The following is a 24,626-nucleotide window of genomic DNA, read 5'->3' as shown; positions in this document are numbered from 1 at the left end:
GTAGATAGAATGCATTCTGAGGCGCGAATTTACGGTCAAGACACTATTCCCCTTTATTTTACAAATGCTTTATTGACACTGTCTATAGGCTCAATATTGTATAGAAGAAACTTATTTGATATTCCAAATATGATCAGCTAGCATTTATCATAATAACCTTTTTACCGAAAAGGCCGAGAATGTTCGTTTAAGGAGACGGTTATGCTGTTGGAAAAAATTAAAACACCGGGACTTTCGCACTTATCTTATCTAGTGGGATCAGGCGGTCAGGCTGCGGTGATTGATCCACGTCGCGACTGCGCGATTTACGTGGATAAAGCGCGTGCAGAAGGGTTAGAAATCACCCACATTTTCGAAACTCATCGCAATGAAGACTTAGTTTCCGGTGCGCCGATCCTAGCGAAAATTACTGGCGCAGTTGTGCTACACGGGCCGAACCCAGAAAGGCCCATTGTCTATGCCCAGACGGTGCGCGACGGCGATTGCTTCGCCATCGGCCAGCTTGAAATCCGCGTACTGGAAACGCCCGGCCACACCGACGATCACCTTGCTTATGCCGTGTTCGACACAGCCTATCCAGACAAAGCTGTCGGCGTATTCACCGGCGATGCGTTGTTCATAGGGGATGTCGGACGCACTGACTTCTACCCCGACCGACGCGAGGAGGTTGCAGGTCTGCCCTACGACTCGCTACGAAAGATCCTGGCGCTAGGCGATCAGGCTATTGTCTACCCCGCACACGGTGCTGGATCAGTCCTGCGGATCGAGCATGGCAGAGCGCGAATTTTCCACCGTCGACCATGAGAGATTGAACAACCCGCGTTTGCAAATTGCGGACCGCGACGCATTCATCCGCCTCAAGGTGAGCGAGAATCATTACCAGCCGCCCTATTTTCGGCTGATGGAGCGACTCAATATGGAGGGCGGCGAGGCGCCTCCAGCTGTCACCCGGCCGCGCAGCCTTTCGCTCCAGCAACTTAATAACTGCAACGCTGATCATCTAGTCGATATTCGTGAGCCGATGGCTTATGCTTCCAGTCATCTGCCTGGGGCGATGAGCCTACCCGTGGACATGATCTCCGCTTTTGCTGGATGGTTCTTCCGTGAAGGAAAAAGCTTGGCGCTGATCGCATCCGATAAGGAACAGCTTGCCACTGCCATGGAACATCTGGTACGAATCGCCCTCGACAATGTCTTGGGTGGCTATGTCGGCGTAGTCTCCGCTGCCAAGCAGGGGGAGGAAATGCAGCAAACCCCGATGATTGGCACAACTGAGGTTGAAAATCGCCTTAATGACACTAAAGGCTGGACACTACTCGACGTCCGCGACGCTGACGAACGGGCTACCACTGCGATCGAAGCGTCCCAGCACATCTATGTCGGCCATCTCAATGAACGTTGGCACGAACTCGACAGCAATCGCCACTATACGCCACTATACGCCAGTGGCGAACGGGCCACGATAGCGGCAGGATGGCTGGCAAGCCGAGGCTTCGATAAGCTCGACATTTATATTGGAGGAATGAGTGCATGGAAAGCAGCGCATGAATGATCCCGTGGACATGGTTCGTTTCTAAGACCAATGCTTCGTTTCGGACGGTTAGGTGTTCGGAGCCGAATCTGATCTTACTTTCTATTCAGTGGGCACCCGAGTGGCGACGGTAATGCAGTGGAAGGGAACCTAACAATAAAACGTATTTCGTTCAGAGAAACACTGGGCAGAAAGAGAGAATGCCTTGACATTCTAAGGTAAGAACGAACATCTGCCCAATCATACGTTGTGAACTCATTAAGCTCTACTTTCTCAACGATTATCTCAGAGTTTTTATCTTCTAGGTAGTTGATAACTGGCATGAGTCTAAAAGAACCGACATTAAAAGGATTTTTTGATGTTTTTTAATATTTTTAATAATAGCGTTTAATCTCTATTTCCAAAAAATCAGCCGCCACATCATTCACCAAGGTGCAATCGACGACGCCGCGAAGACTGTCCTCATTAGGTCGAGACTGGGTGCTATCAATGAAATCAGCATTATAAATACTGCCATCGTAATCTATACCATTAGACAAATATTCTGGATCATTATCGACCGCAAAGAACTTCACCTGTACTGCTTTATATTTATTACCTGAGCCAATATTGAGCGTGGTGGTACTAGATTGACGGTTATCACTAAACCGTTTTTCTGCGTTCTCAGTCCACTTACCAAGCGTCTGGTAGCCTGTTTTGTCTTTAGTACTAAAGATGAAAAATGAGCGGTCGCTGGTGGTTACTGGAATGTAGCACACTGAACCAGCTGGGAAGCTAAGATTGGTAGGGATTTTGGGGTAATTATTCAAATCAGTAAAAATGCCGCGACTGCTACCAAAGTTGTTGCTAGCAGTATAGTCGCGCGCATCAACACCTGATAAGGAAATTGTTCTATAAGTGGTCTCATAATTAAACTGCTTGTTGTTATTTTTCTCATAGACAGGACGTTTAACGGTGCGGCTATTCACTTCAATATTTTTATCTTCTAATGTACCGTCAAACTGGTTTGCCAGAACCACAGATGTCTCTAAATCATCGATATTTTGATTATTATAATTACCTACAATATTGGTCGATTTAACATCACGCTCGCCTGTGCGGTATCTGCTATCGATACGTACTACCGCTTCCCTATTGGTTTGACGATCAATACCTTTATCAAAACTACTGACTGTGAACTCATTACTACTACCTGAACCAAAAATAGCATTATCATCATCATTACAGCCAGCGAGCGTGATCGTTAGTAAGGAGAGACTGATAGGCACAAGTATCTGCTTGTTTATTTTTTTCATTAAGACGTATCCTTATTAACAAGGTATTCTGCTATTTATATTTACAGAGCGTTTTATGTATATTACACCAGTGTTGCTATAACTTATATATCGAGCTTGTACTACCCTTTGCCAACTGTAAGTCTTACTTACAAATCCATATCATACATTTACTACGGCTATATAGAGCTAAGCGCATGATTTGCTATGCTTAATGAGCTATTTAAAATTTAGTTATTAAAATTGATTATAAAAAATTCATAGAAAAGGACATGTTATGAAAACACTATATTCTACTACAGCAACGGTTACTGGCGGTCGTACAGGTAATGCCAGCCTTAAAGACAGCGATCTGACTATCAACATGGTAGCGCCCGGCTCTGGTGAAGAAGGCAATAATCCAGAACAACTGTTTGCAATGGGCTATGCGGCCTGCTTTGATGGGGCGCTAGCTGCGGTCAAACAAGCAGAAAAAGCAAAGTTTGACTCCACAACTGAAGTATCGGTAGAATTATTTAAAGGTGAAGGCCTCGATTTTCAATTAGCGGTCAAAATTCACGTTAGCGCTGAAAATACCGAACTATCAGCAGATGAGTTCCAAAAGCTGGTCGAAAAGGCTAATAAAGTGTGCCCGTATTCTAAAGCCACCCACGATAATATCGATAGCGAAGTGACTTCAGAAGTAAAATAATTAGAATTAGAAGTAAGCGCGCAAATAGATAAAAACGCTAAGCGCACTCTCGCTAAAAGCTATTTAAAAGAATCCAGCACACGCTGGGTTTTTTTATGGGCGGCACTTATAACTTGATTTTATTGGCGACATTTCAGCGATAACCCTCATAAGCATTGAGAAGTTCGGCAATCAGCAGTTTTATCGTTATAATGGGGGCATCTTTTTATCTGATACTTAATTTATCTGATACCTAATAATAAGTGACTTTTATGACCGAGAATGACCACAACTCCCATCTAGCCCTTGACCCAGATACCCTGCCCAGCTTTGATACTATGCCTAATGTGGCGACCATGGATACCAGCCATGTGGACAAAGACAAGCCACCATTTATCTTAGTCGATGGCTCTTATTATCTGTTTCGTACTTATCATGCCTTACCGCCGATGATAACCACACAAGGTCAACATACCAATGCCATTCGTGGCACGTTAAACGCACTGCTAAAAGTCATGCGTCGCTATCATCCGACCCATATGGCGGTCTGTTTTGATACCAAATCGCCCACTTTTCGCCATCATTTGTCTACAGATTATAAAGCGGCGCGCCCACCGATGGATATCGAGCTGTCCCAGCAAATTCCTTATCTGCATCGCTTAGTGACGGCCTTGGGTATTCCGCTACTGCGTATCGAAGGCGCAGAAGCCGATGATATCATTGGTACGCTTGCTCACCGCGCTGTTGAAAAGGGTCATCATGTCGTCATCTCAACCGGTGATAAAGATATGGCACAACTGGTCAATGACTGCGTGATTTTAGAAGATAGCTTCACAGGGAAAGTGACAGACAGCCAAGGGGTGGTCGATAAATTTGGTATCAACCCCAATCAGATGATTGATTTCCTAACCTTAATGGGCGATTCCTCTGACGGTATCAAAGGCGTGCCCGGTATTGGTAAAAAGACTGCCAAAGATTTACTTAATGAATATGGCACGATCGATAATATGTTGCAAAACCTCGCGACCATTAAAGGCCGCGGTGCAAAGAGTCTAATCGAACATGCCGATGAAATTCCACTCAATGCACAGCTTGCGACTATCGTTACCGATTTGGATATTGCTCACGATTGGAACGAGCTAAAAATCAATACTGACCCTTGTGCTCATATTGATGAGCTACGCAATATATACAGCGAGCTTGAATTTAAAAATGAGCTAGCATCCCTCGATCACCCCAATCATCCGGCTAATGGCCAAGGCTCACAAGGCGTTGCTGCCACTCAAGCAGACACCGAATCACAAGCGCAAATCGCTAAGTCGCTGCAATCAACCAAAATTGATAATATCAAAAACAGTAAAAATCATGATAAAGCCTGGCATACCATCTTGGATATGCCCGCCTTTGACAGCTTAGTTGCGCAGTTAGAGAACGCTCCGCACTTTGTTATCGATACTGAGACTACCAGTGTGTATTGGCGTCAAGCTGAATTGGTTGGATTGTCTTTTGCTACGCAGGCACACGAAGCTTATTATGTTCCCTTGACTCATAACTTGGAAGGCGATGAGCTAACGTCTAAACAACTTGATCGTGATACCGTATTAGCACGTCTAAAACCCATATTAGAAAATACAAATATAGGCAAAATCGGTCAACATCTTAAATATGATGCCCATATCTTAAGCCGTTATGATATTGACTTAGTAGGCAGCATTCATGATAAGCCTAACAACTGGGCAATGGATACCATGCTTGCCAGCTATGTGATTAATGCTGCTATTACTCGTCATGGCATGGATGACTTAGCACGGCATTATTTGCAGACCCAAACCATCAGCTTTGAAGATGTCGCCGATAAAGGCGCTAAACAAGTCAGCTTTGATCAAGTCGCTATTGATATTGCTAGTGATTACGCTTGTGAAGACGCCGATATTACTTATCAGCTGTTCGATATTTTTAGCAAAAAACTTGACGATGATGAAAATAATCAAAAATTGCTACATGAGTTAGAGATTCCAACGGCTGAGATATTGTGTCAAATGGAAGCTGAAGGTATTTTGATTAAGCGTCCATTTTTAAATGAATTATCCAAACGCTTTGATGAAGAAATTATAGCGCTAGAAGAACGTGCTTATAAAGTGGCAGGCGAAGCATTTAATTTGGGTTCTCCTAAGCAGCTCGGTGAAATGCTATTCGATAAGCTAGGCGTCATAGGTGGTAAAAAGACCAAGTCTGGTCAGTACTCAACCGGCGAAGCGGTATTGTCCAAGATTGACCATCCACTAGTCGATATCGTTTTAGAATATCGTGGTTTAGCGAAGCTTAAAAATACCTATACCGATGCGCTTGATAATGTTGCCGATTCTAAGACTGACCGTGTGCATACCAGTTATCATCAAGCATTGACCAGTACCGGCAGACTGTCATCAACAGATCCTAATTTGCAAAACATCCCTATTCGTACAACGACCGGTCGCCTAATTCGCCAAGCCTTTATCGCGCCAGAAGGGCGCGTTATTTTAGCTGCGGATTACTCGCAAATTGAATTGCGACTGATGGCACATTTTTCTGGTGATGAGAACCTGACTCGCGCCTTTAATGACGGTCTTGATATTCATACCGCTACCGCCGCTGAAGTATTGGGGAAAAGTGTCGAGGATGTCAGCGCCACCGAACGCCGTAATGCCAAAGCCATTAACTTTGGTCTGCTATATGGTATGAGCGCCTTTGGACTTGCCAAGCAATTACAGATGAGCCGCGGCGAGGCGCAAGAGTATATCGATATGTACTTTAATCGCTACCCCAGCGTTAAAGAATATATGATAAATACTCGTGCCAGCGCCCATGATAAAGGCTATGTCGAGACCATTTTAGGCCGTAAGCTTTATACCCCTGATATTAATCATAGCAATCGCATGGTCAAACAAGGTGCTGAACGCGCTGCCATTAACGCCCCGCTACAAGGCTCAGCGGCAGATATTATTAAACTGGCGATGATTGCCGTCGATAAGGTGTTACCAAAAGCCCAAGCGAAAATGCTACTACAAGTTCATGATGAATTGGTGTTCGAAGTCGATAGTGACCATGCTGACCAGATTAGCCAGCTGATTACCAATGCCATGCAAGAGGTATTATCAGTCACGGCAGCGGAAACAGGTTGGAACGTTGATTTTGCCGTACCATTATTAGTTGAGACTGATATTGGTAGCAATTGGGACGAGGCTCATTAGCCTTTAGAACTAAAAGAAACAAACCGATGTTAAGTTATTCTTTTCCCTAGGATAACTTATGGTTTAGAGTGAGCCACCGTGCTCACTTTTTTGTTTCTTATAATTATTTTATACTCATTTTTATATACGGAGAGATTACCATTTTTACTGAATATGGCATTATTGAAATTATCGGTAATATCCTCTTAATGGTGTGCTTGCTACTTTGCGCGCAGTATTCGATACAGAGTCGCGTCAAGCAAGGTCGTTATTTTTGGTTAGTCGCAGTCTTGATATTTTTTACGGTTATTCGTCGTGAGTTGAGCTACTTGTCTGACATATTAGTTCCAAGTGACTTTATGCTTCTGAGCCAATCTTATGATTGGTGGGAAGACATGGTGCTTTTGGGCATTTATATCATTGCTCTCGGCTTTTTGATCTATTCATGGCGTTATTTCTGGGCAGTTCTAAAACGTACTCCCGTATGGCTATACCTTGTCGTAGCCATGTTGGCGACACTACAATATATGGGGGAGCACGCTATTGTATTCCCTGAAACCTTTGGTCAGATGGTTGAGGAGCTAAGCGAGGATATAATTTATGCTATTGCTTTTATTTATTTGTGGACATTTAAATTAGCATATTTTGAAGCACAAGCACCGAGTAAGCTAGGTTTTGGGGTATCAACTGATAACAAGTGACACTGCAAACTGTAACTATTGCCCCGCGCCCTGCCTCAATCAGGTAAGCAGATACAAATGGATAACAGGAGGAGCTAACTCATCTCTCTTATTAATAGTCTTTTACTCATAGTTTGCTATACTAAAAAATAAAAGACCACGGTGCTAAATAAAGGCGTAGCTGAATGCTACCATCTGGCGTTGCACCTCAATTCAATCATTATTGATAACTATCAAGTGAGACATTATGAATATATTAATCACGGGCGCGTCACGCGGTATCGGTCTAGCAACTGCCAAGCGACTGCTGGCAAAAGGTCATAGCGTGGGTATTTTTGATATTGATACCGACGAGCTTGAGCGTGCGCTTAAGGACAAAGTCTTTAAAAAAGCGCTAAAGGATAAGCGTATCGTCCAAGGTCATCTCGATGTGACTGAGCCTGAGACATGGGATACTGCTATTGAGCATATGGTTGATAGATTTGGCGGCATTGATGTACTGATTAATAACGCTGGTATCTTGGTCAGTGGCACGCTACCAACGACTGATTTAGATAAGCAACTATCCTTGATTGATATCAACTGTAAAGGCGTACTCATTGGCTGTCATAAGCTAGCCCCTTATTTATCGGAGGCCAAAAATGGTAAAATCATCAATTTATCGTCAGCCTCTGCCATTTATGGTCAGTCTGAAGTAGCTCCTTATGCTGCCAGTAAGTTCTTTGTACGCGGCTTAACAGAAGGGCTAAATATTGAGTACGCTGAGCTGGGTATCAAGGTTATCGACGTGATGCCACTTTGGGTCAAGTCCGACATGACCAAAGATATAAATGTCACCAGTATCAATCGTTTAGGTATCAATCTGACGGTTGATGATGTCGCTAAAAAATTATGCAAACTGAGCTGTAGCCCTAATCGTAAGCTATCACGTACCCATTACCCTATCGGTATGCCAGCCAAAGTATTACAAAAGCTCTCACAAGTTTCGCCTGATCCAATTTTGCGCTGGGTTAATAGCAGAGTGGGAACGAAGTAAGTTCTGACACTGTGAGCGAAAGTAAATAATGAAAAAAAAGTAGCAGAAACAAACAGTATAAATGAAGAGTAATACTGTCTAATACAACACCCTAACTACGGCTGCCCTATACTGGTGGCCGTTTTTCTTATCTTAATCTTGAATGCGGTTATCAATCTTACATTTTTTGAACATCATGTGACACCTTACTACTATCTGTGGCCTCTAACTACTAGTAGTATCAATGATGATGAAAAAAATCAATAAACAGACTTTCTAATAGTTAGGCTCTGAACAAATAATCATACTCTGAACAAATAACTTAAAATTGTATTAACTTTTTCGGTTAGCACATCTTTTCTGGTTAGCACATATAGGTTGGTGCAGATTTATTCTAATAGCCTCAACTACGACTTTTTTAATCATTCAGAACCTAATAAAAACTAAGGAATACATCATGGACAATTCAAAAACCCCACTCCCTGAAGAGATGGATCGTATTGATGGCGACAATAACCAACAAGTCGATTTGGACAATCCTATGCTACACACCATCGACAATGATGATGTGATTGACAATAGCGCAGGATTTAGCAACTCAGAAGTAGGTACTGATGCCACTCAAGGTCTGACCCCAATGCATCGCCAAAATATCGATGAAGCAAGTGCTGAAAACCTATTAGTCCAAGACAATTTAGATGACAGCGATTATCCTACTATCGTTGATGTCGCGGATAAAGATGCGACTGAACACAGCGACATCGAAGATTTGTAGCTAAATGGCGACTTAAAATCAATGGCTAGAAACTGGCATTCAGCATGGCTTAAATAGTTATATTTAAACTGTTTTATCGCTTAAAAGACAAAAAAACACCGAACATTATGTTCGGTGTTTTTATCGGTATGAGAGATACAACTCGCCTGCCTACGCCCAACCATCAAGCGTGCCCGCCCAACCTTGTACCAATGGCGCGCTCATGGCTTCTAACAAATCAATATGAGCTTCATCAGCATTGAGTGCGGGAATATAATGATACTCTTTCCCGCCAGCATTAATGAAGTTCTCACGGTTTTCAATCGCCAATTCTTCTAGCGTCTCTAAACAATCCGCTGAGAATGCGGGGCTGAGAATCTGTACTGAGCTCACGCCAGACTTAGCCCACTCATCTAATATCACGTCGGTATAAGGCTTGACCCACTCTTGCTTACCGAAGCGTGACTGGAAGCTAATAATCCATTCATCCTCATGCAGTCCTAGCTCCTGCGCCACTTGTGCGGCAGTACATTTACAACGCCTAGGATACGGATCGCCTTTATCCATATACGGCTGCGGAATACCATGAAAACTAAACATTAACTTTTCAGGTTTGCCGTGAACCGCTTGAAAGCGGCGAATGCTGTCCGCGAGTGCTTTAATATAAAGTGGATGTGCGAAGTAATCTTTCACTATGGTGATGTTAGGCAAATTACGCTGCTTGAGCGTCCATTTGGTAATCGCATCATAGACCGCGCCCGTTGAAGTTGCTGAATACTGTGGAAATACGGGCAACATTACAAAGTGGTCGACGCCCTCGCCACGCAGCTTATCCATGACATCAGACAAACCTGGATTGCCATAGCTCATCGCAGAATGGACAGACACTCGAAACGGCTCAGCACGTTCAGCCAATCGCGGCTCTAGCATCGCTACTTGTTCATTTAGAATATTACGCATTGGCGAGTCGCCATCCCAAATACTGGCATAAGCCTTTGCCACACGCTTAGGACGACTGGGCAATACAAATAAATTAAGGATAATCGCCCATAAAAGTTTAGGAATCTCAATCACCCGTTGATCTGATAAAAACTGACGTAAATAACGCCGTACCGCAGGGGCAGTAGGTTCGTCAGGTGTACCAAGGTTAATCAATAAGACGGCAATACGTGGGGGCAGTTCAGGTTTCATAATGGCACATTTTATAAGTAGTTATTGGAAGGTATGGGGTAAAGAATTTTGGGCATTGTGTTTCTAGCAGTATTAAACCACTATTGACCGTTATTAAGCCATCATTAACAGTGCTTAATTTAAGCTCAACGATTCATGTTAATGATAGTGGTTGAACTATATCGACACAACCGCTGGTAGGCTAGTATTAGTGTAGCATTTTATCGTCTATATACGCAGTGCAAAAGCGGCTAATGGGTTATTAATATAAGCGCAAAAATAAACAGCGGGTATGGAGGTTGTGCTCATACGCGCATCGCCATACAATAGGCAGGCATAGCGTATCGGCATTTTGCCGTACTGCTTTTATTTTATTGATGACTGTCGTCTTGCGAGGTAGCTTTGAGAGCACGTCCTGATATTACCAGTGACCCATCCCACCCTGATTTACCTGCCCATCAAATTGGCTCAGTGGGCTCAGTGGGCTCAGTCGGAATAGTCACGCCCCAAACGTTTCACTTTGCTGAACCCTTGACCTTAGAGTGTAATCGCACCCTTCCCTCATTTGATTTGGTGGTAGAGACTTATGGCACTCTGAATGATGACAAATCAAACGCCATATTGATATGTCATGCCTTATCCGGCAGTCATCATGCAGCAGGCAGTCATCATGCGGATGATAAGAAATTAGGCTGGTGGGACAATATGATTGGCCCCAATAAATCCATTGATACCAATCGTTTCTTTGTGGTTTGCGTCAATAATATTGGCAGCTGTTTTGGCTCTACAGGCCCTACGACCATTAACCCAAATCGTACTGAAGACGACAATGCCACGCCACGCGCCTATGGCCCTGACTTTCCACTCGTCACGATTAAAGACTGGGTAAAGACCCAAGTGATGCTCTCAGACCGCTTAGGCATTGAGGTTTGGCATGCGATTGTTGGCGGCTCAATGGGCGGCATGCAAGCGCTACAATGGTCGGTTAATTATCCAAACCGGCTCAAACGCTGTGTGGTTATCGCCAGCGCGCCTAAACTATCAGCGCAAAATATTGCCTTTAATGAAGTGGCGCGGCAGTCAATTCTATCGGACCCTGACTTTAAAGACGGACGCTACCTACAAGCGGGCACTTATCCACGTCGCGGCTTAATATTGGCACGCATGGTTGGCCATATCACCTATCTCACTGACGATGCGATGAAGGCTAAATTTGGTCGCGATCTTAAGTCCGGCAAATTTATGTACGGCTATGACGTTGAGTTTCAGGTCGAAAGTTACTTGCGCTATCAAGGAGAACGCTTTAGCGAAAACTTCGATGCCAATACCTATCTGCTGATGACCAAAGCCTTAGATTACTTTGACCCTACTCGTGATTGCACTTTAGAACCTACATCAGACAAGAGATCTGATCATGAACGTTCTGCTAATAACTGTGATGACGCTGTAGCTACGAATGATAATTTCGATAAAGATTCAGATAATGATAATGCTCATAACGAGCTCAAAGCAACCTTTGCGCATACCCAGTGCCAATATTTAATCGTATCATTTACCACCGATTGGCGGTTTGCACCCGAGCGCTCAGAAGAAATCGTCGATGCCCTTATGGCAGCGGGCAAACCAGTCAGCTATATCAATGTCGATGCACCGCACGGTCACGATTCATTTTTATTCGATATTCCGCGCTATATGGGTGCTGTTAAAGGCTTTTTAACCGCGCCATTTATGACTAATAGCTGCACTGCAAAAGGAGAACGCTTGTGAGAATGGATCATCAGTTGGCTGAACGCTGGATCGCCCCGCAGTCACACGTGCTCGATTTGGGCTGTGGTAATGGCGAGCTCCTCGCTCATTTGCAACAGAAGCTGGGCGTCAGTGGTTATGGACTAGAAATTGACAGCGATAAGATTAATGAGGCCATTGGCAACGGCTTATCCATTATCGAGCAAGATCTCAATGATGGTCTCGGACGCTTTGCGGACAATAGCTTCGATACGGTAGTGATGGCGCGGGCCTTGCAAGCGGTCAAATCACCCGATACGTTACTGCTCGACATGCTAAGAGTAGGCCGTGAGGCGGTGATCACCTTCCCCAACTTTGCCCATTGGCAAAACCGCCTGCATCTGGGGCTAAAAGGCATGATGCCCGTTTCAGAGGCGCTGCCCTATGAGTGGTACAACACCCCTAATATTCATCTGTGTACCTTTAAGGACTTTGAAGAACTGTGCGCGCAGAATGATATTCATATTATTAATCGCTTTGCCGTTAGCGACTCTGATAAAGGTCATTCAGCACTGATGACCACCTTAATTCGGCAAGCGCCCAATCTATTAGCAGATGTTGCCATCTATCGTGTAACCATGAGCTCCTCTATATAAGCTTGCCAATCTTTAACCTCTTGTACTGGTTTTCTTACCGCTCAGTAACTATCTGATTTTGTTACAGACTATAAGTCGTAAATTGCTGTTAAGCCGCGTAATTAGTATTTGAGTTTCGTAAGTTTGAGTGGTAAGCTAGAAAAATAATGTTAACGATAGTGCCTTTGCTACCGTTTATCTATGGTGTTGGCATGAATTTGTATAATGGCTTTTGACCTAATTTTGTTACTAATAGTAATAAATAATATAGCAGCCCATCACGCAAACAGCCTCACTATTTTAAGAGTAAACACCTCTTTTAACACTAAATACATTACTCGTAGACAGATGTGACAACATGATGATTAACTCCATTAGTTGTTATCTTAATCACATCGCATAAAACCCTGCCTATCTACCGCCTGCTTTTGGAGCTGCCATGAAATTGTTAAAAGCCGCATTGTTTACCGCCTTATTCTCTTGTGCTGGTCTGGCCAATGCTGACTTGGTGGCGAATGTGCCACTAGATACCTCACGCTTTGAGCTGATGCCTGTTAGTGAGCTGACTGCTCGTGCCAATCAAGGTAGCGATCATGCGCAGTTCTACTTAGCCAAACGCTTACAAAAAGGTCAAGGTCTGGCTCAGAATACACAGCAAGCTGTCCAATGGTATACCCGCGCAGCAGAGCAAGGCGTTGCCCCCGCCCAGCTCAATCTCGCTATCATGTATCTACGCGGTGAAGGCGTGCAGCCCAACTTGCAGCAAGCACGCGGCTGGTTAGAAAAAGCAGCAATGCGCGGTGACAATCGTGCCAGTTATACTCTTGCCTTGTTAGATGAAAAACAAAAAAATCTAGTCGATGCTTATAAATGGTATGACTTAGCTGCTCGTGATGGCATGTTAGATGACAAAGTACGTAGCAAAGCACGTGGCAAAATCGGTCAATTGGCGCTTAACTTATCAAACTCAGATATCGTCAGGGCTCGTAGCCAAGCGGATCGCTGGTTTCAAAATAAATAAGTGATAGCTTCAGTCTTATGCTAATAAAAACCCAGCCGATTGCTGGGTTTTTATTGTTTGATATATCTATGTCACTGAGTATAGAAAACACCCAAAAAAGACCCAAAATTTGCTACACTGCGCCAGCATTTTGTCAATTCCACAATTACGCCAATGTTATGAATCCTTCTTTAAATAAAGAAACCTTTTAAAAAACACATTTTTAATAAACGATTGCACTAGGTTTACGACTTAGCCAGCAGGAGAACGTTATGAGTAGCACCCAACACAATACAGCAAATACGCCTAAAGCCTCAAAAACACCGAGCCACGCCAGCGAATACGATAACGTCACCAATAATATCGTGGTGGCTGCCCTTTATAAGTTCACGCGCTTTGCCGACTTTGAGCAGTATCGTGAGCTAATGTTGAATACCATGCTAGACAATGAAGTTAAAGGCACGTTATTAATCGCGGCTGAAGGCATTAATGGCACCATTTCTGGCACGCGCCACGGTATTGATAAGGTCCTTAATTATTTGCGTACTATTGAAGCGATTGGTAGCTTTGTATTTAAAGAATCTTATACTAATGAGCAGCCATTTTATCGCACTAAGGTCAAGCTTAAAAAAGAAATCGTCACGATGGGCGTGGAGAATATTGACCCGTTACAGTCGGTTGGACGCTATGTCAAACCTAGCGACTGGAATGCCCTTATCTCAGACCCTGACGTTATCCTAATCGATACCCGTAACGATTACGAAGTACAAATCGGCACCTTTAAAAATGCAGTCAATCCCAATACCGAAACCTTCCGCGAGTTCCCAGACTACGTGGCAAAAGAGCTGGACCCGAGCAAGCACAAAAAAGTAGCGATGTTCTGTACCGGTGGCATTCGCTGTGAAAAATCAACCGCCTTTATGCGTGAGCAAGGCTTTGATGAGGTTTATCATCTAGAAGGTGGTATCTTAAAATATCTAGAAGAAGTGCCTAGCGATGAATCCATGTGGGAAGGCGATTGCTTCGTTTTTGACAACCGCGTATCGGTCAATCACAACTTAGAAAAAGGCGAGTATGAGCAGTGCTTTGCTTGCCGTATGCCCATCACAGCAGCTGATATGAAGAGCAGCGCTTATATCAAAGGCGAGTCTTGCCCGCATTGTATTGACAAGGCAACGGACGAGCAAAAAGCACGTTTCCGTGAGCGTGAGTACCAAATGCAGCTCGCCAAAAAGCGCGGTGAAGTGCATATCGGTAGCGAAGTCATTGACGTAATTGAGAAGCGTAAAGCCGCTAAGATTGAAGCACGCCGCCGAGCTGATGCGGCTAATAAAGCCAAATCAGGTTAAGTTTTTAATTGCTTCTTATAAATATATTTTGACTGTAAAACTATCTGCCATAAAAAAATAGATGCTCAATGGAGTATCTCTTTTTTTATTCTAAAATTCAAAAACTAGGCTTTTTTACTAAGACTTAGCTACCACGGTAAGTGCTATAGCCATATGCTGATAAAGTGATTGGCACATGATAGTGCTTATCGCCTTCAACTTTGAAGTTCACTTCTACGTACGGGTAGAATGTTTCTACACCTTGAGTAGAAAAGTATGGAGAGGTTTCAAAGATAAGCTTGTAAGTACCGTCGTTGTCAATATTACCTTGGTTTGGCAAAAATTCACCAATACGACCATCATTACCCGTTTTTTGAGTATCAAGAAGTTTCCAGCTACCATTAACTTGCTTCATCAAACGTACATCAACGTTTGCCGCAGGTTTACCGGTACTGATATCTAAGATATGGCTTGATAATTGATAAGCGCTTTGGTCAGCAGCGTAACCAGCAGTTGCAGTCATGGCCAATACGCCACCAAGTGCGGCTGCTTTCATTATGTTCATTTTCATAAAGCGTCCCTTAATTTAGTTGATTTGTTAGATTTGGTTATTAATACAAGAGTTATATGTATATATTCTATACAGTTTTTACCGTTAAATGATTCATATATTATAAACCCGTCATTGATAAAACCAATATCTTTCTAATGGCCATACCTTTTTAATAGACAGTCTCTTAATTATTATTAGCAGTAATAATGGTCGAGTCAATAAACATAAATTAGGTTGTACATCAGAATCAATAAGAACTATTAACATCAATAACTGATTTGATAACGAACTTATCTATGTAGTATAACTTATCAAGTGCACTTTACAATGAAGGTGATGTTAACCTGTATACCTAAATGTATATGGAATGTAGTGACAGCAACATTAAGCTTACTCAAACGACAAAAAAATAGCAGACAATCTTATAAATTGTCTGCTACGACTTATAAGATAGGCTTGCTTCGTTCAAACCAAACACTATTTATAATTGACATCGGAATTATAGTATCAGCTTCTGTTAATAGCCTTTTGAAAAACACAGCTCATTAGAACTCTGTGTCTGAATCTTAGCTATATCAGTATTAATATAAGGTGCGAATACGAATAGTTTCTTTCACATCTTTGAGCTGGACAAGCGCCGCATCTGAGTCATGATAATCGACATCCATCATTAAATAACCAACACTGCCTTCAGTCATCAAGCTTTGTGCCAAAATATTGATATGGGACTCAGCAAACAGTCGGTTAATCTGTGACAGAACACCAGGAACGTTATGGTGAATGTGCAAGAGACGATGGGTGCCTTCTTTGAAGGGAATAGAAACTTCGGGGAAATTCACCGCCGTCACCGTATCGCCTTGGTCAGAATAACGAACGAATTTTTCTGCCACTTCTAACCCGATATTAGCCTGTGCTTCTTGGGTTGAACCACCAATGTGCGGCGTTAAGATGACGTTATCAAACTTACGTAATGGAGATTCAAACTCTTCATCAGCAGACTTCGGCTCTTTTGGGAATACGTCAACGGCAGCGCCCAACACTCTACCCGATTCAAGCGCAGCGGCTAAATCATCAATCTCAACACAAGTACCACGTGCCGCATTGATGAAGTAGCTGCCCTCTTTCATCTGTGCAAACTGCGCCGCTTTCATCATATAACGGGTGCTAGGTTCATCAGGCACATGCAAAGTCACGATATCAGCTTGTCCCAATAGCTCCTTTAGGCTGCTAACTTGGTGCGCATTACCCAATGGTAGTTTAGTGACCACATCATGATAGATGACTTTCATTCCGAAGCTTTCTGCTAACACTGATAGCTGTGAGCCGATAGAGCCGTAACCGACGATACCGATGGTTTTACCGCGCACTTCATGCGAATTCTTGGCCGACTTGCCCCAGCCGCCGCGATGGACAGTGGCATTTTTTTCAGGAATACCGCGATACAGCATAATGGCTTCTGCCAATACCAATTCTGCTACTGAACGCGTATTTGAAAACGGGGCATTAAAAACCGGAATACCTAACTCACGAGCTGCTTCAAGGTCGACTTGATTGGTACCAATACAAAAGCAACCAATGCCAATCAGCTTGTGCGCGTGCTCAAGCACAGCGCGAGTCAACTGAGTGCGTGAACGAATTCCGATAAAGTGAGCGTCTTTGATCTTCTCAATCAACTCATCTTCATCTAGCGCGTGGCTCAGATTCTCGATGTTTTGATAGCCCGCATTTTCTAAAACTTTTAGGGCATTCTCATGCAGACCTTCAAGCAATAAAAACCGGATTTTGTCTTTTTGTAATGATAGCGCCATGTGAGACCTTTCCTATAACTATTTGATAAATAGTCTGCGATGAATAAAACGGAATAATCCTTTTATCTTACACAATATCAAGCGCGGTTGTTAGAGGATACCCTTAAATAAATAGTTACTATTTTATACCATGATAGCCAGCTGAGCTTTACCGTTCCATCAGAGATGGGCTAGCAGTAGGATAATATTAACGGTAAACTACTTTATCACGTTACGTTTACTATCTGAGACCATCATGACTGAATCTACTATGGCAAATGATTACAGTGTCGCCGTCCAAGCAATCTTAAGCACCCTTATCGACGTACATCAATTTGATAGCTCTCAAATCAAGACGGATGGCGAAAGCTTAGAGCACTGGGGCAAAGATTGGACCAAGCATTTCGCGCCTGCGCCTGCCGCTATTGTCTTCCCAAAATCAACCGAGCAAGTTCAAGTGATTGTGCTACTGGCGAATGAGCACAATGTGGTGTTGACGCCAAGTGGCGGCCGTACAGGATTATCAGCGGGTGCAGTGGCAGCCAATGGCGAGATTGTTGTTAGTATGGATAAAATGAACCATATCGGTACTTTTTATCCGGCTGATCGGTTGGTAGAAATCGAGGCTGGCGTGGTCACCCAGCAGCTGCAACTGTTCGCTGAGTCCAAAGACCTATATTACCCTGTCGACTTTGCTTCCGCAGGCTCTAGTCAAATGGGTGGTAATATCGGCACCAATGCGGGTGGTATCAAAGTCATTCGTTATGGTATGACCCGCCAATGGATTATGGGGCTGACCGTAGTCACCGGTAAAGGCGATATATTGCAACTCAATCGCGGGATGGTCAAAAACGCCACTGGTTATGATTTACGTCAATTATTTATTGGCAGTGAGGGAACTTTAGGTTTGGTCACTCATGCGCAGATTAAACTTGAGCGCCTACCGCAGGACTTAACGGTCATGGTGCTAGGTATGGATAAATTTACTGACATTATGAATATACTCTCAGCCTTTCAAGCAAAAATTGACCTGACCGCTTTTGAATTCTTTGACAGCGTAGCGATTGATAAGTTGATGGCGCATGGACTAGTGCAAGAGCCGTTTGAATCGCGTACTAAGTTTTATACTTTGTTAGAATTTGAAGCGCCTTATGAGCCCATTATGGATAAGGCGATGGCAATTTTTGAGCACTGTATGGAACAAGGTTGGGTCGTCGATGGGGTCATGAGTCAAAGCATCGCGCAAGCTGAAGAACTCTGGAAACTACGCGAATATATATCTGAGACCATCTCAGTATTTACCCCTTATAAAAATGACGTCTCAGTGCTTATTACCCTTGTTCCTGATTTTATAGACGAGATTGACCACATTGTCAGCAGTAACTATCCCGACTTTGAGGTTTGTTGGTTCGGTCATATCGGCGATGGTAATTTGCATTTAAATATTCTTAAACCTGAAAACATGAGTAAATATAAGTTCTTTTCGGAATGTCAGGTGGTCAACCAATACGTTTTTGAAACGGTGCAAAAATATGGTGGCTCAGTATCTGCTGAACATGGCGTCGGCATGACCAAAAAGCCTTATCTACACTATAGCCGCAGTACAATTGAAATTGAATATTTAAAGGATGTCAAACAAGTCTTTGATCCTAATAACATTATGAATCGTGGCAAGATTTTTGATATGTAATAAGTGGCATTACCTATCAAAATTGAGTCAGAAAATTGCTTAAATCACTTTTTTGAATGAAAAAATGACGCCAGTATCACTACTGAGCGTCATTCTCTATTGCACTTCTTATAAGGTAAATGAAATTATAGGGTAAATAAAATATTATATTATAAAAACAGTAATATTATAGCGACGACAATCAACACGCTTAAGACGGCTTGTACCATTAAAAATGCCTGATGCGGTGCGACGATATGACTGACCATATTACCCAAGGCATTATAGGTAATGCCAGCCGCTTTGATATGCGGCGCCGTATCAAAGGTCTTAATAGTCTGTAAAAACTGCTCAGTTCGCTTAGATGACCACCCATGGGGCGCGAACGGTAAAAACGGTGACAGCTGAGTGGCTTGTTGCTTGGTCGCAGGTGACCACAGCCAGCGCTCCAAAAACAGCGACCGCATACGCCAATCAAAAAAGCTGCGGGTATCAATAGCCTGTACTAACAGAATATTTAAATTCTTATGCCGCTTATCGGTGAATATCCGCTGTTGTAGCGTTAACACTTGTACTTTGTTACCCTCAATACATTGTAAAAAATGGCCATTACCATAGCACAAAATGCCAGTAATATTATGCTGTTCATTATAAGCGCGGGCATGACCTTCAAGCTCAGCAAAAATCGACGTACTCAACCGACCCTTTAAAGTGAGGCTACTTACATATACCAGCTGTACCAGCGCCGTATCGTCTAGTTCTTCTAAAGTACTTACCGTATCAATATGACCTAAAGGCATAAAAAAAATAATCCTAATCAGCTGCCATTTTCAGCGGCGCAAAACCTAAATGAATAAGTATAAAATATTCAAGTTAACACGATAAAATTGGCGCCATCATAAAATGGCACTGCCAGTGCTCACAAAATCATAGCAAACGGTTACTACGTTGCACTTTTATTGCGCGCCAAGCTTGTTATCATAACAACCATAAGCAAAGATTTAGATCTTCTGCATAAACTAAGCGAGAAGTTAGGCGCTAGACGCGACAAACTATTGTAATGGCTGAAATATTGTAACCTTAATGTGACACTATTGATATCGTTTTAAGTCCACAACTTAGATGCTTATTACGGAATAGCTTGAAGTCTAGCAGCAGCTGTTACCGACCATAACCCCACTGATGATTTTTGCGTTTATAATACGGTTCTCTATACTTATTAGAGCTGATAACTTAAAGAAATCAACAGCAGCGATGCCCATCTAGCGCCATCACACCGCTAATACAGGATTACTATGAGCAAAATAGAAAAAATCGATGACTTTCATCTTACAATTGCTGAAATTAAGAAGAAAGACTATCCTCAATTAAAAGAATTAATGGATCGCGTTTATGCCAACTTGGGTGGGTCGTGGTCGAAAAACACCATTCACACCTTAATTGATGCTTTTCCAGAGGGGCAAATTGCTTTGTTTGATCATGATCAATTGATTGGTATGGTACTCTCGGTGCGGGTTGATTATGCTAGATTTTCTAATCCGCATACTTATGATGATCTCATTGGGCTAAAGGAAATTATCAAAGACAATCCCAAAGGTGATGCCATTTATGGGTTAGATGCCCTCATTGATCCTGAATATCGCGGTTATCGTCTTGGCCGCCGTCTTTATGACGCCCGTAAAGAGCTGTGCCGACAGTTGAACTTCCGCGCTATTCTTGCTGGCGGCCGGATTCCTAATTATTATAACCATAAAGACTTAACACCAGGCGAATATATTGATGCTGTTGAATCCCGTGAAATTCATGATTCAGCCTTGTCCTTTCAGCTATCCAATGGTTTTATTGTTAAGCGAATTTTGACCGCTTATTTACCTGATGACAAACAGTCTAAAGGCTTTGCAACCTTACTTGAGTGGGCAAATATTTATTACGAGCCGCAAGATTATAAGCCCAATACTCGTAAGTCTGAGGTTCGGATTGGCGGTATTCAGTGGCAGATGCGTGAGGTCGAATCTCCTGAAGAGCTACTGCAACAAGTCGAGTTTTTTGTTGATGTCATGGCCGATTACAACTCAGATTTTGCTTGCCTACCTGAGTTCTTTAATGCGCCCTTAATGGGACTATGCGAATCCACGGACCAAAACATTGCTATTCGCTTCTTAGCCGGTTATACCGAGTGGTTTAAAAATGAAGTCTCGCATTTAGCAGTCAGCTATAACGTCAATGTTATCGTGGGTTCTATGCCGCTGTTAGATGAAAACGACACCTTATATAACGTCAGTTATTTATGCCGTCGCGACGGTACCGTCGAGGAGCAACGCAAAATTCATATCACCCCGCATGAGCGTAGCGCGTGGGTCATTGAAGGCGGCGATCAAGTGCAAGTGTTCGATACCGATTCTGGACGAATTGGCATTTTAGTCTGCTACGATGTTGAGTTCCCAGAGCTGGCTCGTCTGCTGGCACTTGATGATATGGATATTTTGTTTGTACCCTTTTGGACGGATACCAAAAATGCCTATTTGCGCGTGCGTCACTGCGCCCAAGCGCGTGCTATAGAAAACGAATGCTATGTTATGGTGTGCGGCTCAGTCGGTAACTTGCCACAAGTTGAAAGCCTTGATATTCAATACGCGCAGTCCTCAGTTTTTTCGCCATCAGACTTTGCTTTTCCGCATGATGCTATTATGGCGGAAACCACTGCCAATACTGAAATGGTATTTTTCTCCGACGTCAATCTAGATAAGCTCACCCACGTCCGTAACGAAGGGTCAGTACACAATCTAATTGATCGCCGTGATGATTTATTCAGTCTTAAATGGAAGAAAAAAGCGAAAGTCTCCGCTAGTAAGCTAACTGATGAAGAACGCCGAGAAAATACTGGCAGTGTCCTCACTGGAGATCCGCTACAAGGTCATGCCCAAAAACCTTAAATGCATTGTGGATTCTCTACTAAGAAGTTCCTACTCTAATAGTAACTATTTTGATAAAACGGCTGATGATTCAGCCGTTTATTTTTATCTAAAAACTGATTAACCAAAGACAATACACTTAAAAAAGTAGATGCTATGACTATTGATAGTAATTCTAAAGCCAATATAGACAATCCTAATGACAACACCAGTGCTAAGCTAGAATTAAAAAAAAGCCCAATGCAAAAGCTGCTATCAGTGCTCAAGACCGTGCTGTTATATGGCATAGTGTTTGTCATTATTTATACCGCGATTAACTGGTGGCGTCAGCCGGTCATGCCAGCCAATCCACAGTTGCAACTGACTGATTACCAAGGGCAAATGGTTGATTTGGCAAGCCTCAGTGCAGATAAACCAACGCTGGTATATTTTTGGGGAACGTGGTGTCCGATATGCCGCACTACCTCACCAGCGGTGAACTCTCTTTCGGCCGCAGGAAGCTATCCAGTGGTCACTATCGCTATAAAGTCAGGTAGCGATCAAGAGCTACATAACTATCTAAACGAACATAACTATAACTTCACTACAGTCAATGATCAAGAGGGGGAAATTTTCGCTGATTGGCAAGGACAAGTCACCCCATCGTATGTGATTTTAAAAGACGGCGAGATGACCCAAGGATTAACGGGTATTCAACCGTTATGGTCACTTAAACTTAGATTGTGGCTGAGTTCAGTATGGTAGTGTTAGAACCAATATGTTGTAATAAAAAAAGCCTGCTAAGTGAAAATTTATACCAATAGTCATACTGGGATAAACAATCATTTCACAGGCTTCTAACAACATTAACTTTAGTTAGTATTGTTAGCTCTGATCACTTAAGCGTAAATCACCTAAGAATAGGCTACTTATTTAACGAGCTAAGCTCTTTGTAATCATAATCCAACGCTTCTGCAACTGCTTTATAGGTGACGTAACCTTTAGCAGTATTCACGCCTTTGGCGAGTGCTTCGTTGTCATTACAAGCTTTCTCAAAGCCTTTATTAGCCAGCGCAGTCACGTACGGTAAAGTAACGTTAGACAGTGCCATAGTTGAGGTGCGTGGGACGGCACCAGGAATATTCGCAACTGCGTAGTGAATAATGCCATGCTTGGTATAGGTAGGATTATCGTGAGTGGTCATATGGTCAGTAGTCTCAAACAGGCCACCTTGGTCAATGGCAATATCAATGACCACACCGCCATCACCCATTGACTTGATCATCTCCTCAGATACCAGTTTCGGTGTTGCTGCGCCCGGAATCAGTACCGCACCAATCACAAGGTCACTGTCTTTAACACTATCAGCAATGTTGGCTTTGGTTGACATCAATGTCTGTACACCGCTACCAAACATCTCAGACAGCTGCTTAAGACGTGTAGGATTTAGGTCTAAAATAGTCACGTCAGCACGAAGACCGATGGCTATTTTGGCCGCTTCAGTACCTGATACACCGCCACCAATAATGGTAACTTTGCCTCTTTGGACACCAGGCACGCCGCCAAGTAAGATACCTTTACCACCATAAAAAGACTGCAAGAACTGTGCGCCAATTTGCGTACTCATACGCCCTGCAATCTCACTCATGGGCGTTAATAACGGCAATGAATTGTCTGCTAATTGAACCGTCTCATAAGCAATCGCTGTCACCTTATTATCGACCAATACCTTGGCAAGTTTAGGCTCATTGGCCAAATGTAGATAAGTGAATAGCATCAGACCTTCGGTTAGATATGAATACTCTTCAGGTTGAGGTTCTTTGACTTTGACGACCAGCTCAACATCCCATACTTCTGCAGCGTTTTCAACGATGGTCGCGCCTGCCTCTTTATAATCAGCATCGGTGAACTGTGAACCGAGACCCGCATTGGTCTCAACATAAACGTCATGACCGCCATCAACTAAGGCACTAATGCCGCTTGGTGGCAAACCTACACGGTTTTCGTTATTTTTAACTTCCCTTGGGATACCTACTCTCATTATTGCTCCTTGCGTGGTTGTTGTTTTAGGTAAGACTTATAATTTAACTCTGAACTTATAATTTGGTTTTTAAATGTCAGTACAAATACGGTGAATAATTTTTAATCTATAAACAGAAACGTTAAACATTACTTATGGCTGTGACCGATAGGGTCAGCACGTTTAGGTACATCTATGATTATTGTTGTTGATATTAGTAATCAGTGCTTATTAATGACTGAAGTTACTAATCGATATTAATAAATAGTCAGGCAGCATTTATAATGCGCGCAATACCAAGGCAGCTTCATAATGCCAAAATAGTTATGGTTAAAGGTATGTGGTAGCTTGGCTACTAAAGATTACTGGGCGGCGCTATTGCAGGTAGTGTTATTAATCTGCTGATAGTGACGGCTTGGAAAATGGTATTAGAGTATCGCTGTTAGATGGTTACTGCTAATGGTCTTACTGAAGGTATTACCGTGTTGCGATGATAGTGATATCTTGAAAATATGTTTGTAAATGGACAATTTATCAATATGCTTGCTATACCTTATAGCACATCTAATATCACAGAGCTGACAATAACAGAGGTTATTCAACACTCTCTTGTGATGATAAGCGTTAACCCTCATTTAATGATAAGATAATGGTCAATAATAGCGCGGTTGTCATTTACTCTTAGTTTATAGCATAATTTATATGGCTGTAGCTA

General features: G+C 42.9%; 20 protein-coding genes. 14 read left to right on the top strand and 6 right to left on the bottom strand.

All coding sequences use genetic code 11. The features are described 5' to 3' along the window. Nucleotides 1-201: 201 nt before the first annotated feature. The gene (locus JMY06_RS11880; protein ID WP_265087873.1) at nt 202-804 is read left to right on the top strand and encodes an MBL fold metallo-hydrolase; all 603 of its coding nucleotides are present in this window, start codon (nt 202-204) and stop codon (nt 802-804) included. Next, a complete protein-coding gene (locus tag JMY06_RS11875; protein ID WP_265087872.1) occupies nt 770-1,552 on the top strand; it encodes a rhodanese-like domain-containing protein in 783 nt (260 codons plus the stop codon). Before JMY06_RS11880 ends, JMY06_RS11875 begins: the two co-directional genes overlap by 35 nt. A gap of 353 nt (nt 1,553-1,905) precedes the next feature. Here JMY06_RS11875 and JMY06_RS04890 read toward each other — a convergent pair whose 3' ends face one another. After that, a complete protein-coding gene (locus JMY06_RS04890) occupies nt 1,906-2,826 on the bottom strand; it encodes a hypothetical protein (protein ID WP_201616715.1) in 921 nt (306 codons plus the stop codon). A 256-nt stretch (nt 2,827-3,082) separates the two neighbouring features. On the opposite strand from JMY06_RS04890, the gene JMY06_RS04885 reads away from it, so the two are divergent. The 5 genes from JMY06_RS04885 to JMY06_RS04865 all read left to right on the top strand — a co-directional run bounded on the left by JMY06_RS04885 (nt 3,083) and on the right by JMY06_RS04865 (nt 9,154). Further along, nucleotides 3,083-3,496, top strand: a complete 414-nt coding sequence (locus JMY06_RS04885) for an Ohr family peroxiredoxin (RefSeq protein WP_201616713.1) — start codon at nt 3,083-3,085, stop codon at nt 3,494-3,496. A gap of 251 nt (nt 3,497-3,747) precedes the next feature. After that, on the top strand, nt 3,748-6,705 hold the full coding sequence (gene polA / locus JMY06_RS04880) for a DNA polymerase I (RefSeq protein ID WP_201616711.1): 2,958 nt from the start codon (nt 3,748-3,750) through the stop codon (nt 6,703-6,705). 68 nt (nt 6,706-6,773) lie between these two features. After that, entirely contained in the window at nt 6,774-7,385 is a 612-nt protein-coding gene (locus JMY06_RS04875; protein ID WP_201616709.1) for a hypothetical protein, read from the top strand. Between the two features lie 226 nt (nt 7,386-7,611). Beyond that, nucleotides 7,612-8,400, top strand: coding sequence for an SDR family NAD(P)-dependent oxidoreductase (locus JMY06_RS04870; RefSeq protein ID WP_201616707.1), 789 nt, complete (start codon nt 7,612-7,614; stop codon nt 8,398-8,400). A gap of 436 nt (nt 8,401-8,836) precedes the next feature. Further along, complete coding sequence (locus JMY06_RS04865) at nt 8,837-9,154, top strand: hypothetical protein (RefSeq protein WP_201616698.1); 318 nt, start codon at nt 8,837-8,839, stop codon at nt 9,152-9,154. Between the two features lie 150 nt (nt 9,155-9,304). On the opposite strand, the gene hemH is transcribed toward JMY06_RS04865, so the two are convergent. Further along, a complete protein-coding gene (gene hemH, locus JMY06_RS04860; RefSeq protein ID WP_201616696.1) occupies nt 9,305-10,324 on the bottom strand; it encodes a ferrochelatase in 1,020 nt (339 codons plus the stop codon). A 450-nt stretch (nt 10,325-10,774) separates the two neighbouring features. Between hemH and metX the strand changes: the two genes are divergently transcribed. From metX to JMY06_RS04840, 4 genes are all read left to right on the top strand, one after another. Further along, nucleotides 10,775-12,070, top strand: coding sequence for a homoserine O-acetyltransferase MetX (metX, locus tag JMY06_RS04855; protein WP_320157847.1), 1,296 nt, complete (start codon nt 10,775-10,777; stop codon nt 12,068-12,070). Then, nucleotides 12,067-12,684 carry a methionine biosynthesis protein MetW gene (gene metW, locus JMY06_RS04850; RefSeq protein WP_201616694.1) on the top strand — a complete coding sequence of 206 codons (618 nt, stop codon included), beginning with the start codon at nt 12,067-12,069 and terminating at the stop codon, nt 12,682-12,684. The genes metX and metW overlap by 4 nt, the downstream gene beginning before the upstream one ends. A gap of 418 nt (nt 12,685-13,102) precedes the next feature. Next, nucleotides 13,103-13,684 (top strand): tetratricopeptide repeat protein, encoded by a 582-nt coding sequence (locus JMY06_RS04845; protein ID WP_201527985.1) that lies wholly within the window; start codon nt 13,103-13,105, stop codon nt 13,682-13,684. A gap of 251 nt (nt 13,685-13,935) precedes the next feature. After that, complete coding sequence (locus JMY06_RS04840) at nt 13,936-15,012, top strand: rhodanese-related sulfurtransferase (RefSeq protein WP_201527983.1); 1,077 nt, start codon at nt 13,936-13,938, stop codon at nt 15,010-15,012. A gap of 124 nt (nt 15,013-15,136) precedes the next feature. Here JMY06_RS04840 and uraH read toward each other — a convergent pair whose 3' ends face one another. Together uraH and serA are read right to left on the bottom strand one after the other, a co-directional pair. Further along, nucleotides 15,137-15,562: a hydroxyisourate hydrolase gene (gene uraH, locus JMY06_RS04835; protein ID WP_201527981.1), complete on the bottom strand. Its 426-nt coding sequence runs from the start codon at nt 15,560-15,562 to the stop codon at nt 15,137-15,139. Nucleotides 15,563-16,125: 563 nt separating this feature from the next. Next, the gene (serA, locus tag JMY06_RS04830) at nt 16,126-17,352 is read right to left on the bottom strand and encodes a phosphoglycerate dehydrogenase (RefSeq protein ID WP_201616692.1); all 1,227 of its coding nucleotides are present in this window, start codon (nt 17,350-17,352) and stop codon (nt 16,126-16,128) included. A gap of 235 nt (nt 17,353-17,587) precedes the next feature. On the opposite strand from serA, the gene JMY06_RS04825 reads away from it, so the two are divergent. Next, nucleotides 17,588-19,021 (top strand): FAD-binding oxidoreductase, encoded by a 1,434-nt coding sequence (locus JMY06_RS04825; protein ID WP_201616690.1) that lies wholly within the window; start codon nt 17,588-17,590, stop codon nt 19,019-19,021. A gap of 149 nt (nt 19,022-19,170) precedes the next feature. On the opposite strand, the gene JMY06_RS04820 is transcribed toward JMY06_RS04825, so the two are convergent. Then, complete coding sequence (locus JMY06_RS04820; protein WP_201616688.1) at nt 19,171-19,800, bottom strand: BLUF domain-containing protein; 630 nt, start codon at nt 19,798-19,800, stop codon at nt 19,171-19,173. A gap of 495 nt (nt 19,801-20,295) precedes the next feature. Here JMY06_RS04820 and JMY06_RS04815 point away from each other — a divergent pair, with 495 nt between their 5' ends. Together JMY06_RS04815 and JMY06_RS04810 are read left to right on the top strand one after the other, a co-directional pair. Next, a complete protein-coding gene (locus JMY06_RS04815; protein WP_201616686.1) occupies nt 20,296-21,933 on the top strand; it encodes a carbon-nitrogen hydrolase family protein in 1,638 nt (545 codons plus the stop codon). 219 nt (nt 21,934-22,152) lie between these two features. Then, a complete protein-coding gene (locus tag JMY06_RS04810) occupies nt 22,153-22,656 on the top strand; it encodes a protein disulfide oxidoreductase (RefSeq protein WP_227672173.1) in 504 nt (167 codons plus the stop codon). A gap of 160 nt (nt 22,657-22,816) precedes the next feature. Here JMY06_RS04810 and ald read toward each other — a convergent pair whose 3' ends face one another. Then, nucleotides 22,817-23,932, bottom strand: coding sequence for an alanine dehydrogenase (ald, locus tag JMY06_RS04805; protein ID WP_201616682.1), 1,116 nt, complete (start codon nt 23,930-23,932; stop codon nt 22,817-22,819). Nucleotides 23,933-24,626 lie beyond the last annotated feature (694 nt).

This window comes from Psychrobacter urativorans, from assembly GCF_904846675.1.
GTDB classification, from domain to species: domain Bacteria; phylum Pseudomonadota; class Gammaproteobacteria; order Pseudomonadales; family Moraxellaceae; genus Psychrobacter; species Psychrobacter urativorans_B.
The sequence above is the reverse complement of the archived record's forward strand: the minus strand, read 5'-3'. Positions and strand labels throughout refer to the sequence as shown.